This window comes from Mycobacterium sp. TY815 (assembly GCF_030755135.1).
In the GTDB taxonomy this organism is placed as follows: domain Bacteria; phylum Actinomycetota; class Actinomycetes; order Mycobacteriales; family Mycobacteriaceae; genus Mycobacterium.
This window is the reverse complement of sequence record NZ_JAUFRX010000001.1, coordinates 2,327,996-2,342,599: the sequence shown is the minus strand read 5'-3', so window position 1 is coordinate 2,342,599 and position 14,604 is coordinate 2,327,996. Positions and strand designations below refer to the sequence as shown.

Annotated in this window: 6 protein-coding genes; 2 read left to right on the top strand and 4 right to left on the bottom strand. The window is 68.7% G+C overall.

The window, feature by feature from the left end:
• Nucleotides 1–13: 13 nt before the first annotated feature.
• Together QXK92_RS09675 and QXK92_RS09670 are read right to left on the bottom strand one after the other, a co-directional pair.
• Complete coding sequence (locus tag QXK92_RS09675; RefSeq protein ID WP_306241436.1) at nt 14–1,366, bottom strand: HNH endonuclease signature motif containing protein; 1,353 nt, start codon at nt 1,364–1,366, stop codon at nt 14–16.
• 164 nt (nt 1,367–1,530) lie between these two features.
• The gene (locus QXK92_RS09670) at nt 1,531–2,718 is read right to left on the bottom strand and encodes a permease (RefSeq protein ID WP_306241435.1); all 1,188 of its coding nucleotides are present in this window, start codon (nt 2,716–2,718) and stop codon (nt 1,531–1,533) included.
• Between the two features lie 183 nt (nt 2,719–2,901).
• Between QXK92_RS09670 and QXK92_RS09665 the strand changes: the two genes are divergently transcribed.
• Complete coding sequence (locus tag QXK92_RS09665) at nt 2,902–3,600, top strand: LppX_LprAFG lipoprotein (RefSeq protein ID WP_306241434.1); 699 nt, start codon at nt 2,902–2,904, stop codon at nt 3,598–3,600.
• Here the strand turns inward: QXK92_RS09665 and QXK92_RS09660 are convergent.
• Nucleotides 3,544–6,138 (bottom strand): MMPL family transporter, encoded by a 2,595-nt coding sequence (locus QXK92_RS09660; RefSeq protein ID WP_306241433.1) that lies wholly within the window; start codon nt 6,136–6,138, stop codon nt 3,544–3,546. The two genes, QXK92_RS09665 and QXK92_RS09660, sit on opposite strands and share 57 nt — an antisense overlap.
• On the bottom strand, nt 6,092–7,825 hold the full coding sequence (locus tag QXK92_RS09655; protein WP_306241432.1) for an AMP-binding protein: 1,734 nt from the start codon (nt 7,823–7,825) through the stop codon (nt 6,092–6,094). The genes QXK92_RS09660 and QXK92_RS09655 overlap by 47 nt, the downstream gene beginning before the upstream one ends.
• Before the next feature lie 318 nt (nt 7,826–8,143).
• Here QXK92_RS09655 and pks2 point away from each other — a divergent pair, with 318 nt between their 5' ends.
• Nucleotides 8,144–14,401 carry a sulfolipid-1 biosynthesis phthioceranic/hydroxyphthioceranic acid synthase gene (pks2, locus tag QXK92_RS09650; protein ID WP_306241431.1) on the top strand — a complete coding sequence of 2,086 codons (6,258 nt, stop codon included), beginning with the start codon at nt 8,144–8,146 and terminating at the stop codon, nt 14,399–14,401.
• Nucleotides 14,402–14,604: the final 203 nt, after the last annotated feature.

Sequence of the window (14,604 nt, the reverse complement as noted above, 5' to 3'; positions counted from 1 at the left end):
GGCGTTGCGGCAGCTATGGGTCGTCTTCTTCGTCGGGCGTGAATAGCTTTTCAGGATGGTGGAATGTGTTGATGCGGGGTTGTCCGTGATCCAGGTGGGCGGGTGGGAGCCATTCGGTGTGGCCGTGGGCGTTTTTGCGGGTGGTCCAGCCTTTTTCGGCGAGGCGGTTATCGGGTCCGCACGCGAGGGTGAGGTCGTGGATGTCGGTGAGGTAGGTGTTGGTCCACCCGGAGACGTGATGCACTTGGCAGTGGTAACCGGGGGTGTCGCAGCCTGGGCGGGTGCAGCCGCCTTCTTTGGCCAGCAACATCATTCGCTGGGCGAGGTTGGCCAATCGCTTGGTGTGGTACAGGGCTAACGGCTTGGCCTGGTCGAAGACCGCCAGGTAGTGATGCGCGGTGGCGGCCCAGCGGATCAGGGTGGTCAGGGGGATGCGGGTGCCGCCGGCGGTGCGGGCCCGCCCGGCCCCGGCTTCAAGGTCTTTGAGGGTGGTGGTGACGATGATGCTGACGGGCAGGCCGTTGTGGGTGCCCAGTTCGCCGGAGGCGAACAGTTCCCGGATGGCGGTAATCATGGCGTCGTGCTGGCGTTGCGGTTGGCTGCGGGTGTCGCGACGCACCGCGTCATCATCCGGATCGAACACGGGCTTGTCGTCGTCGGGGTTGCCGGCGCCGGGGGCGGCGAGTTTGGCCCACAGCGCTTCGATCAGCGCGCGGAGTTCGGGGGTGATCAGGCCGCTGATGCGTGACATGCCGTCGTACTGCTGGGGGCCCAGGACCAGGCCGCGTTTGCGGGCGCGTTCCTGCTCGGTGTAGTCGCCGTCGGGGTGCAGCAGTGCCATCAATTCGCGGGCGTAGGCGGAGACCTGGTCGGGCCGGAAGTCGCAGGCTTTGCCGGCGAGGTCTTGTTCGGCCTCGCGGGTGCCGGCGTCGACGGTGGTGGGTAGGTGTGACATGAAGCTGCGGATCACCTTGACCGCGGCGTCGCCGATCAGACCGGCGCACTGGGCCGCCGCGGTGGCGGTCAGCAGTGGTGGCAGGGTTTCTCCGGTCAGGGCGCGGCGCTGGCCGAGGTCGTCGGCTTCGGCGATCCAGCGGTTGGCTTCGGCTTTGGTGATCCGTAGCCGCTCGGCCAGTGCGGCGGGCAGTTTTCCGCCGAGCTCGTCCTCACTGGCCTGGGTTTTGAGTTGGTTGATCAGGGTGTGGCGCACCGATCGGGATTGGCGCTCGCGGCGTTCCAGGCGCTCGAGGGCCCGCAGCAGCTCGGGGGTGGTGAGTGCGTCAAAGCTCAACGCGCACAGCCGGTCCTGCACCTCGTCGGACGCGTCGAAGACCTCCACGATCTCCTCACGCGTGCTCGATGACATACCCGGATTCTACGAAGGACCACCGACAAGTACGCTCCACCGCCAATCGCGAAACAGGTTGATAGCGCAGGCTTTTTCACGTGCCAGGGCCTGATGCCGCCGATCAGCCACCAGGGTCGAGAACTGTCCCATGGTCAGCACCCAATCAAGGCAACAGCCAAAAATCAGTGGCAGCCCGCCCCGTGCCCCCCGTGCTCGTGCTCGGCGTCCGGCGACCCGCCCATCATGCGCAGCATCGGCATCCCGCCCGAGGTGAAGAACCGCGCCACCATCACCCCGGCGATCACCAGGAAAAGGATGTTCAGCCAGGTGGTGTAGTTCCACGTGATACCGGCCGACATGACCATGGCGTTGCGCTCGCGGGGAATGAGACCCGCTGTGCCGAAGATCAATTCGACCAGATAACCGGCTGCCACCATCGCGGCGTAGAAGGTCGCCAGCAGCGTCAGCATCATCCTGGTGCCGTAGTACTTACGGTAGATATTGAGGATCGGCAGGATCAGCAGGTCGGCGAAGATGAACGCGATGACCCCGCCGAAGCTGATGCCGCCGTTCCACAACACCGCGGCGAGCGGCACGTTGCCGATCGAGCAGACGAACGACACGATCGCCACGAACGGCCCGACGATCGGTCCCCACACCACCGACCAGGTCGGGTGGTTGGTCAAAAAGAATTCCTGCCAGAAGCTTTCGGGCACCCAGGCCGCGATCGCACCCGCGATGAACAAACCGATCACCAGGTCGCGCAGGATCGCCAGCCACTCCATCACGAAAACGTGCGACACCGAGGTAAGCCCCGGACCGGAGAACAGCCGCCGCCAGAACGATCCGTCACCCTGAATCGACATGTCCATCGCCGCATGGCCTTCCATCGAGCCGGCCACTCCCTTTTCCGCCTGCTCGCGCGCGGCGTCGATCAGCCGCTGACGCACGAACAGCCGGAACAGCAATGCCAGCATGATGATCATCAGCGGCCCGCCGACGAACTCAGCGGCGGTGAACTGCCAGCCCATCAGCAGCGCCAGGATGATGCCCAGCTCCACCACGAGATTGGTCGAGCCGATCTCGAACGCCATCGCGGCGGTGAAATTGGCGCCCTTGCGGAACAGCGACCTGGCCAGGGCGACGGCGGCGTACGAGCACGACGACGACGCGGCGCCGAGTCCCGCCGCGACCGCCAGGGTCCGTGGCCGGTCATCACCGAGCAGCCCCACGATCGTGGAGCGGCGTACCACCGCCTGCACGACCGCAGACAAGGCGAAACCCAGGATCAGCGCCCACAGGATCTCCCACGTCATCGAACCCGTCAGGGCCAGGGCATGACCCAGGGCGCCCAGCACTTTGTCTGCCATCGAGGATCTCCGCTCGTACGTGTCAGTGTCCGAAATATATACCCCATGGGGGTATATGTCAATCGCCGTGGGTCAGGAGAATGCCGGCTTTCGGCGTTCAATTCGGTTCAGGCCATTAAGCTTGGCGGTTCGTGCTGCCGGGAGCCAGACTCCGCACACCAGCTCAGCTGAGACGAGGAAACGATGAATTCACGCCTGAAGGTGCCCAAGGCATCGGCTCTACTGCTGGCACTCGTCGCCGCACTGGCGCTCTGGTTGTCCGGATGCGCCTCTGCCCCAAAGGAATCCGAAGGCCCGCCCGCCACCGGCACCACCACCGATTCACCGTTGATGGCCGACATCCGGCAATCGGTGGACGCGACCAAGGCGCTGACCAGCGCGCACCTGTCCGTCCGCACCAACGGCCAGGTGGACAGCATGCTCGGCATCACCAATGCTGACGTCGACGTCCGTGCCAACCCGCTTACCGCAAAAGGATCGTGCACCTACAACGGCCAGGCTGACGTTCCGTTCCGGATCAAGGACGACTCCATCTCGGTGAAACTCTTCGACGACTGGACCAACCTCGGCTCGGTGTCCGACCTGTCCGCGACCCGCTTGCTCGACCCGGCCAACGGGGTGGCGAAAATGCTTTCCGGCGTCAACAACCTGCAGGCCCAGGGCAGCGAAGTGATCGACGGCGTCAACACCAACAAGATCACCGGCACGCTGCCGGCCGACACGGTCAAGATCATCGATCCGGGCGCCAGGCAGTCCAGGCCGGCGACGGTGTGGATCGCCCAGGACGGGTCGCACCGGTTGGTGCGCGCCAGCGTCGACCTCGGGTCAGGCTCGGTCCAGGTCACGCTGTCGAAGTGGAACGAGCCGGTCACCGTCGATTAGCGGCGCCATCGCCGCCAGCAGCACCACTCCCACCGCAACGGCGGTGCCGGTCTGAGCCAGGGCGACCGACGTACCGAGGAACATCAGACCGGCGCCCAACACCCCTCCCGCCGCGGCGAGCGGTGCCAAGGCCCGTCTGGAGTCGGCCCCCGCCAGCGCTGCGATCAGGTGGGGCGCGCCGCAGGCCGCAATCATGGCGAAGGATGCCGGCACCGCCGCGGCGTCCACGGAGCCGTGCAACAGGAATTGCCACACCGCGACGGTGACGCCCAAGCCGGCCAGACACGAGCCCATCAGCGCGAGCCCGACCGACAGCCCGCCGGCCACGCCGCGCCACATCCCGGCCAGGGCCGCCACCGTGATGACCGTGAGCACGAGCAGAATCGCGTCGTGCTCCAGCGCGGCGCGGACGGCCGCGGCCAACGCCGCGCCGCCGCTCACCGTGACCTCGCTGTCGACCAGGCTGCCGTACTTGGTCGCGTTCCCGACGGCGGTGTCGATCCGCTCCACGCGGGAGGCCGCGGCCAGGTCCACGCCGGTCTGGTCGGAGTACACCAGGAGCCGGGCGGCGGTGCCGTCGGCGGAGAACATGGTCTGACGCACGTGCTGGTAGGACGGATCGGCGAGTGCCTTCCGCGGCAGATAGAAGCCGCCCTCGCCGGTGTCGGCGAAGTCGATGCTGAGGTTCTTCAAAAACGCGGACAGCTGCACGACCTGCGGAATCGTGCTCTCGATGGTGGTCTGCAAGGTCGGGACGAACGAGCGCAGCTGATTGAGTGCCGACCGCATCTCGGCCACCGCGCGCGGGGTACCGGAAAGGGCGTTGGTGGCGCGTGCCGACCCGGCGGCGAGCCGGGTGGCGCCATCGGAGAGGACGGTGACGTCGGCGATCACCCGGTCGAACGGGTCGATTGCCTTGCGTGCGGCCGAGCACAACACGTCGGCGGCGCAATCCTGAACCCCACCCATCCAGCCGCGGACCGGGTCGAGATAACCGGAGACCTCGGCGGCGGTGTCCTTGATGTTCCGGGTGCCCGACACCACGGAGTTGATCGCCTGCTGCAGCTGGGCGAGCCCGCCGACGCCTGCGCTCACGCTTGCCTCGAGCTCGTTGACCGAGCCCGAGACCTGGTCCAGCACCGAACCCAGCGTCTTGACCGCGGTGACCTGCGGCACGAATGTGGCGGCCTGCCGATCCAGTTGATCGCTGAGCCGGCCCGCGGCCGAACTGAGCGAGGCATCTGTCCAGGGGACGCCGGCCGGCCAAGCGGCCGACTGCACCTTGCGGACGCCGGGAATTTCCATCAGCCGGCGACTCACCGCGTCGATGGCGATGAGGCCGGCCGGGTCACGCAGGTCGTGGGCGGATTTGACCATGACGACATCGGGTAGCCGGTTGCTCGCCATGAACTGCTTGACCGAATGGGCCGGGACATCGCCTACGCCCCAGTGCATTCCGAGGATGGGCAGTGCGCAGACCGCGGACACCAGCGCGACGGCGACGACAGGGCTGCGTACCACGCGGCGCACCGGTTGCGGCAGACCCCACGAACGGCCCGGCCGCGCCGTCGCTTTCGCCGGCAACGCAGGCAGCAGAGTCAGCGAAGCGCCAAGTGCGACAACGACACCCAGCGCGGCCAGCCCCACGGCATGTATCGCCGGCGTCCGTGCCAGCAGCAGGGGGCCGGTGAGTGCCACGACACCTGCCCCGGGCGCGGCCAGCATGGGCAGTGTCGCGCGGTAGCCGCGTCGCTCCCGGGTGGTGAGCAGCAGCGCGGATGCGGCGACCACCCCGATCATCAGCACTGCCGCCACAGTCCAGGCGAAAAGGCCGTACCACGCCGCCAAGGGCCAGGCGACGGCCAGCGACAGCCCGGCGGCCAACGCCGCGACCGCGAGGGACGACAGACCCAGCCGCAGCAGGAACAGCGCGGCGACCAGCAAGGCCGCGGCGACGATCGCGGCCGCCTGCCAGGGCGCCAACCGCAGCTCCGTGCCTCGCGCGGCGGCCGGGACGGTGATGCGGGCGCGCAGTCCCGCGTTCGGCGGGAGCTTGCGGACCACCGATCGCGCCGCATCGAGCGATTCGGCGGCCTTGGCGGTCCCGGCCTCACCGCGCAGCCAGATCACCGCAGCACCGGACCGTCCGTCGGGGCTGGTGCCCAGCGGCGCCATCAACGGGTCGGACCACCAGTCCAGCACCGATCCCACATGCGCGGTGTCGGCCCGCAGGGCACGCACCGCGTCGTCGTAGTACTGCCGGTCGGCATCGCCCAGCGGATCGCGGCCGTCCAGTACCAGGTAGGCGATCGCGTCGGAGCCGGTGCCCGGAAACGCCTGCGCGAGGCGGCTGTTCGCGGCATCGGCGCGCGCAGGTAGCGCGCTGGGGCGCGCTGGTGGCGGTGCCAGTGCGACGAGCGCGTTGGCGACCACTGCCACCGCGATCCAGGCCGCGACGACGAGAAGTTTGGCAAGCCGGGACACGATGTTCTTAAACGTCCAACCGGGCGAACTGATCGTGCCGGTACTGCTCCACACACGCCCGGCGTCGGACCTTGCCACTGGTGGTGATCGGGATCGAGCCGGGCGGCACCAGAACAAGATCCGCGACGGACAGGCCGTGCGATGTGGACAAGGCCGAGGTGACTTCGCGCTTGATCTCAACCCAGCGGCCCGCGTCGTCGTCCGGCTGCTTGCGCAGTTCGATGATGGCGACCAGCTTTTCGGTGCTGCGATCGCTCGGGACCGCGATCGCCGCGCAGCGGCCGCGGGTGATTTCCTGGATCGTCGCCTCGATATCGTCCGGAGAGTGGTTGCGCCCGTAGACGATCAAGAGGTCCTTGATCCGGCCGATGATGAACAGCTGACCGTCGGTGATGAAACCGGAGTCTCCGCTGCGCAGCCAGGGACCCTCGGGCGTGCCCTCCGGCGGGTCGGCAAGGGTGGCGCCGAACGTGCCTTCGCTGTCCTCGGAACGCTGCCAGTAACCGGCCGCGACGTTGGCGCCGTGCACCCAGATCTCGCCGACGCTTCCATCCGCGCACGGCGTGCCCGAGTCGGGATCGACGATGCGCACCGTGGGTGAGCGCGGCACCAGGTAGCTGACCAACGCGGTGCCGGTGCCCGGTGCGCACGGAACAGCGTGGCCCTCGGCCAGTTTTTCGGTGTCGAAGTCGACGAGTTTCGGTGGTTGGTCCGGACTGCTGGTGGCCACGAACACCGTCGCCTCGGCGAGGCCGTAGGACGGCCGGATCGAGCTGTCCCGGAGGTTGAAGCGGGCGAGGCGCTCGGTGAAGCGCCTGACACTCGCCGGCTGCACGCGCTCGCTGCCGCTGAGGACGGTGTGCACGTGGGCCAGATCGCGGCCGGCCATGTCCTCGTCGGAGATTTTCTTGGCTGCCAGCTCGAAAGCGAAGTTCGGTGCCGCGGTGAACGGCGAGGTGCTGTCGGCGAGCATGTGCATCCACCGGGCGGGGCGCTGCAGAAACGAGACGGGGGTGGTGAGCACGGCCGGAACCCCCAGCAGGATCGGCGCACACACGCCCAGCACCAGACCCATGTCGTGGTAGAAGGGCAGCCACGAAACCAGTGTCAGATCCGGCGGTGGGACGCCATCGGTTTCCGCGAAGTAGGCGGCCATCAGTTGCTCGACGTTGGACCGAAGATTCTGGTGGGACATGATGACGCCAGCGGGGGTGCGGGTGGACCCGGACGTGTACTGCAGGTACGCGGTTGGCGGGTGGTCGTCGGTGGCGGCGCCGGTTCGGACCCGGGCATCCAGGTCCAGCGAGTCGACCTCGATCACCTTCACCGCAGACCCGCCGGGGTGAGTTGAAATTTGTTGTATCACATCGTCTTTGACGGCCGAGGTGGTCAGTACCGCAACCGGCGCGGCGTCGGCGAGCACCGACATGACGCGTTCATCACTGGCCCCGCCCTGGGGAACCGACAGCGGGACCGCAATGATGCCGGCCTGCAGGGCGCCCAGGAAGGCGACGATGTAGTCGAGCCCTTGCGGAGCCAGGATCAGCGCGCGGTCACCCGGTGAGCCGTGGCCGCTGAGTTCGGCTGCGGCATTCATCATGCGGCGGTACAGCTGCGCCCACGTCAGCGTTTGTGGAACGCCGTCCCAATTCTGCTCGTAGTCGATGAACGTGAACGCCGCCTCATTGGGCTGGAGACGGGCGCACGCGCGCAGCGCAGCGGGCAGGGAACGCACACTCATGCGCAAGACGTTACCGGCGTTGCTGGGTGCGCAGAGACGGAATCGTAATGACCGGGCCGCCGCCGGAGGGCGCCGGGACCGCCCGGCACCGGGCCATCGGCGCTGGTAGAGCGCCCTGAGATTGGCTACCACCTGGGAATTGGCTGAGTTTGGGCACTCGGGGCGGCCACGGCGTCTAAGCTCGGCCCCGAGACGGTGTCGAGGTCCCGTCAGCCCGGGGGTTTGCCAGCCCGGAGCTGCACTATTCCGTTGCCCGTACCCCTATCCGGTGCCGCGTCGGGCCCGCGCCGGTTGAGCTGAGACGAGGTTGGTAAAGGGATGGACGCACGTGTCACCCCCATTGCGGTGATCGGTATGGGATGCCGGTTGCCGGGCGGTATCGATTCCCCCGAGAAGCTCTGGGAGGCGCTGTCACGCGGGGACGACCTGGTCACCGAGATCCCTGCAGACCGCTGGGACGCCGACGCTTACTACGACCCGGAGCCCGGGGTTCCCGGCCGCACGGTCTCGCGGTGGGGCGGGTTCATCGACGACGTGGCGGGCTTCGACGCCGAGTTCTTCGGGATCAGCGAGCGGGAAGCGACGTCGATCGATCCCCAGCACCGGTTGTTGCTGGAAACGGCGTGGGAGACGATCGAGCACGCCGGTCTGGACCCGGCCGCGCTGGCCGGCACCGCGACGGCGGTGTTCACCGGGCTGACGCACGAGGACTACCTGCTGCTGACCAAGGGCTCCGGCGGTCTGGCCAGCCCGTATGCCGTGACGGGCCTGAACAACAGCGTGGCCTCCGGACGGATCTCCCACGCGCTGGGGCTGCACGGGCCCGCGATGACGTTCGACACCGCGTGCTCATCGGGTCTGATGGCCGTGCACCTGGCCTGCCGCAGCCTGCATGACGGCGAGAGCGACCTGGCACTGGCCGGTGGTTGCGCGTTGCTACTGGAGCCGGATGGCAGCGTGGCGACCTCCGCGCAGGGCATGCTCTCGGCCACCGGACGCTGTCACAGCTTCGATGCGGACGCCGACGGTTTCGTGCGGTCCGAAGGGTGCGCGATGGTGCTGCTCAAGCGCCTGCCCGATGCGGTGCGCGACGGTGACCGGATCCTCGCCGTGGTACGCGGGACGGCCACCAACCAGGACGGGCGGTCCGAGACGCTGACCATGCCGTCCGAGGACGCGCAGGTGGCGGTGTACCGCAAAGCCCTGGACGCGGCGGGCGTCGCCGCCGAATCGATCGGCGCGGTGGAGGCGCACGGCACCGGCACGCCGGTGGGTGACCCGATCGAGTACCGCGGGCTCACGCGCGTTTACGGCGCCGACGGCAGCCGCTGCGCGCTGGGGTCGGCCAAGAGCAACATGGGGCACAGCGAGTCGGCCGCCGGGGCGGTCGGACTGATCAAGGCCATCCTGTCGCTGCGGCACGGGGTGGTGCCGCCGCTGCTGCACTTCAACAAGCTGCCCGACGACCTCGCCGTGATCGACACGGGAATCTTTGTGCCGCAGTCGATCACGCCGTGGCCGCAGGGCGACGGGCCCCGGCGCGTCGCGGTGTCCTCGTTCGGGATGTCGGGCACCAACGTGCACGCCATCATCGAGCAGGCGCCCGAACCGGAGAACGTCACCGAGGCCGCGGCACCGGGGCCACTGGTGTACGCGGTGTCGTCGTCGTCGTCGGCCGACGGTCTGCGCGAAAGCGCGCGACGACTTGCCGATTGGGTTGAGACGCATTCGGATTCGGTGAGTCCCGCCGATCTCGGCTACACGCTGGCCCGCCGCCGGGCGCACCGGCCGGTGCGCACCCTGGTGGTGGCCGACGGACTGGCTGATCTCGCCCAGCGGTTGCGCGAGGTTGCCGAGGGAGACGCCGTGTATCCGGCCGCGGTGGCGCACGACGACCGGGGGCCGGTGTGGGTGTTCTCCGGTCAGGGTTCGCAGTGGGCCGCGATGGGCGCCGATCTGCTGGCCGGCGAACCAGTGTTCGCCGCGACCGTCGCCGAGCTCGAGCCGCTGATCCAGGCCGAATCGGGTTTCTCGGTGACCGAGGCGATGACGGCGCCGCAGACGGTGACCGGCATCGACAAGGTGCAACCGACGATCTTCGCGATCCAGGTGGCCTTGGCCGCCACGATGCGGCAGGCCTACGGGGTGCGGCCGGGCGCGGTCGTCGGGCACTCGATGGGCGAGACGGCGGCGGCCGTCGTCGCGGGTGCGCTGTCGCTGCACGACGGGGCGCGCGTCATCTGCCGTCGTTCGAAGCTGATGGCCGGCATCGCCGGCTCGGGCGCCATGGCGTCGGTGGAATTGCCTGCCAAGCAAGTCAATTCCGAACTCATGGCCCGCGGAATCGACGACGTCGCCGTGGCGGTGGTGGCCTCGCCGCAGTCCACGGTGATCGGGGGAGCCACCGAGCAGGTGCGCGATCTCGTCGCGCGGTGGGAACAACGCGAGGTGATGGCGCGCGAGGTCGCCGTCGACGTGGCATCCCACTCGCCGCAGGTGGACCCGATCCTCGACGAATTGGCCACGGCGCTGGCCGATCTCGAGCCGATGGAGCCCACGGTTCCGTACTACTCGGCCACCCAGTTCGACCCTCGCGAGCGGCCGGTGTGCGACGCCGACTACTGGGTGGACAACCTGCGCAACACCGTGCAGTTCGCCGCCGCGATCCAGGCTGCGCTGGACGACGGGTTCCGGGTTTTCGCCGAGCTGTCTCCGCACCCGCTGTTGACGCACGCCGTCGACCAGAACGCGCGGAGCCTGGACATGACGGTGGCCGCCCTGGCCGCCATCCGGCGCGAGCAGCCGCTGCCGCTTGGGCTGCGCGACTTCCTGACGGACCTGCACAGCTCCGGCGCGGCAATCGATTTCGCCGTGCTCTACCCCGGCGGGCAGCTGGTGGACGCCCCGTTGGCGGCGTGGAGTCACCGGCATTTGTTCATCGACGCCGACGGCAGCGACAGCAAGACGCAAGGCGCGTGCACGATCACCGTGCACCCTCTGCTGGGGTCCCATGTCCGGCTGGTCGAGGAGCCGGAACGGCACGTGTGGCAGACCGACGTCGGCACGGCGACCCTGGCCTGGCTGGACGACCACCAGGTGCGCAACGTGGCCGCGTTGCCCGGAGCCGCGTACTGCGAGATGGCCCTTGCCGCCGCGGCGGAGGTCTTCGGCGACGGAGCCGAGGCGCGCGACATCGGCTTCGAGCAGATGCTCCTGCTCGACGACGAGACCCCGATCGACGCGGTCGCCACGGTGCAGGCGCCCGGCGTCGTCGACTTCGTGGTGGAATCCGCGCAGGACGGTGAGACCACCCGCCACGCCACCGCGTCGCTGTGCGCCGCCGAGGACGACTCGGTGCCGCCTGCCTACGACGTCGCCGCCCTGCTGGCCGCGCACCCGCAGAGTGTGAAGGGGTCCGAACTACGCGAGTCGTTCGTCGAGCGCGGTGTCTTCCACGGCGCCGCCTTCAGCGGCCTGTCCACCGCGCACACCGGGGAATCGGGCGGCAACACCGTGCTGGCCGAGGTCTCGCTGCCGGCATCGATTCGTTTCCAGCACGCCGCCTATCACGTGCATCCGGCGTTGCTGGACGCCTGCTTCCAGTCGGTGGCCGCCGGCGTGGCCGGCGCCGGCGGCGACGGCCTGCTGTTGCCACTGGGTGTGCAGCGGTTGCGCGCCTACGGGCCGCTGCGCGATGCCCGCTACTGCTACACCCGGGTGACCCGGGTCGACCCGACCGGTGGTGAGGCCGACCTCGATGTGCTCAACGAGCGCGGCGCGGTGCTGCTGGCGGTGCGCGGGCTGCGGATGGGCACCGGGACCACCGCGAGCGGCGAACGGGACCGGGTACTCAACGAGCGGCTGCTGACCTGTGAGTGGCAGCAACGGACGCTGCCCGACGTCGACGACGACGAAGCGGGATCGTGGCTGCTGATCGGCACCGCCGAGGCCGGCGACATGCTGATGAGTTCGCTGAACGACGCGCTGAAAACCCAAGGCGCGGAATGCTTCAACCTGCAGCTGCCCATCGGTGCCGAGATGGAGCCGTTGCGGGCGCAGCTGCGGGCCCGCTCGTTGCGTGGAGTGGTGGTCCTGTGTGGACCCCGCGGCAGCGCGCCCGATGACGGGGGGTTGACCCAGGGCCGGGAACAGGTGCGCCAGCTGGTGCACCTCGCGCGGGAACTGCCGGAGTTGGAGGGCGAACTGCCCCGGCTCTTCGTGGTGACCAGGCAGGCCCAGTGGGTGTGCTCGGGCGACGATGTCAATCTCGAGCAGGCCGGCCTGCGTGGTCTGTTGCGGGTGATCGGCAGTGAACACCCGTTGCTGCGCACCACGCAGATCGACGTCGACGAGCACACCCAGGGTGAGCAGGTGGCCGCGCAGCTGCTGAGCGGCTCGCCCGAGGACGAGACGGCCTGGCGCGGCGCCGAGTGGTACACCGCCAGGCTGTGCCCGACGCCGCTGGTGCACAACGACCGCCGAACCACCGTGATCGACCACGAGTCCGACGGCATGCGCCTGCAGGTGCGCACCCCGGGTGACCTGCAGTCGATGGAACTCGTTGCCTGCGACCGTGTTCCGCCCGGCCCGGGGCAGATCGAGGTGGCGGTCGCGATGTCCACCATCAACTTCGCCGACGTCCTGATCGCGTTCGGCAAGTTCCCCGTCGTCGACGACCGCGAGCCGCAGCCGGGTATGGACTTCGTGGGCGTGGTGACCGCGGTAGGGGAGGGGGTGGCCGGTCACCGGGTCGGTGACCGCGTCGCCGGTTTCTCCGAGGGCGGCTGCTGGCGCACGTATCTGACCTGCAACGCGAACCTGGCGATCACGTTGCCCGCGGGGTTGAGTGACGAGCAGGCGATCGCCTCGGCCACCGCGAATGCCACCGCCTGGTACGGCTTGCACGACCTGGCCGGCATCAAGGCGGGCGACAAGGTGCTGATCCACTCCGCTACCGGCGGCGTGGGGCAGGCGGCATTGGCGATCGCGCGCCACGCCGGGGCGGAGATCTTCGCCACCGCCGGCAACGATGCCAAGCGACAGATGTTGCGCGACATGGGCGTTGAGCATGTCTACGATTCGCGCAGCGTCGAATTCGCCGAGCAGATCCGCCGCGACACCGACGGCTACGGTGTGGACATCGTGCTCAACTCGTTGACCGGTGCGGCGCAGCGGGCGGGTCTGGAGCTGCTGGCCTTCGGTGGACGGTTCGTCGAGATCGGCAAGGCCGACGTGTACGGCAACACCCGGCTGGGGCTGTATCCGTTCCGGCGTGGCCTGACCTTCTACTACCTGGACCTGGCGCTGATGTCGGTGCTGCAGCCCGAGCGGGTCCGGGAACTGCTCGAGACGGTGTTCACGCTGACCGCCGACGGTGTGCTGGCGGCGCCGCAGACCACGCACTATCCGCTAGCCGACGCGGCGAACGCGGTGCGCGCGATGAGCAACGCCGAACACACCGGAAAGCTGCTGCTGGACATGCCACGCAGTGGGCGGGCCAGTGTGGTGGTGCCGCCGGATCAGGTTCCGGTGTTCCGCCGCGACGGCGCCTACATCATCACCGGCGGGGTGGGCGGGCTGGGCCTGTTCTTCGCGTCGAAGTTGGCGGGAGCCGGTTGCGGCCGACTGGTGTTGACCGCCCGTTCGCAGCCAAATCCCAAGGCACGCCAGATGATCGAGCGGTTGCGGCGGGCCGGGACCGACGTGGTGGTCGAGTTGGGCAACATCTCCGAACCGGAGACCGCCGTGCGGTTGGTGGAGGCGGCGACCGCCACCGGACTTCCGTTGCGTGGCGTGGTGCACTCGGCAGCGGTGGTAGAGGACGCCACGCTGACCAACATCTCCGACGAGATCATCGACCGCGACTGGTCCCCCAAGGTTTTCGGGACGTGGAGCCTGCACAAGGCGACCCTCGGGCAGCCGCTGGACTGGTTCTGCCTGTTCTCCTCGGGTGCCTCATTGCTGGGATCGCCCGGGCAGGGCGCCTACGCCGCGGCCAACAGCTGGCTGGACGCGTTCTCGTACTGGCGCCACGCCCATGGGCTTCCGGTGACCACCATCGCCTGGGGTGCGTGGGCCGAGGTCGGCCGGGCCACCTTCCTGGCCGAAGGCGGCAAGCAACTGATGATCACCCCGGACGAGGGGATGTACGCGTTCGAGACGCTGCTGCGCTACGACCGCGCCTACAGCGGGTACATCCCGATCATCGGGGCGCCCTGGCTGGACGATGTGGTGCGACGCAGCCCGTTCGGCGAGATGTTCAAGTCCAGCGGGCAGAGCACGCGGGGGCCGAGCAAGTTCCGCGCCGAGCTGACGGCGGCGCCGCAGGAGGAGTGGCCGGGACGGCTACGCCGCCTGATCACTGAGCAGGTCGGCGTGATCCTGCGCCGCACCGTGGATGCCGACCGGCCCTTCGTCGAGTACGGCATGGATTCGCTGGGCATGCTGGAGATGCGCACTCATATCGAGACCGAAACCGGGATCCGGTTGAGCCCCAAGGTGATCGCCACTCACAACACGGCGCGGGCGCTGGCCGAACATCTGGCGCAGACGCTGGCCGAGGAGCCTGCCGCCTAGCTGGGTGCGTCAAGCCGCGAGCAGCGCGGTGAGCGGCGCGAGCAGCGCGGTGAGCGGCGCGAGCAGCACGGTGAGCGGCGCGAGCAGCACGGTGAGCGGCGCGAGCAGACGTAAAATCGCCCAATTTCGTTCCGAAATAAGCGATTTTACGTCTGCTCGCCACCCCCAGGGGCGCTCGCCACCCCCAGGGGCCGCGCCACCCC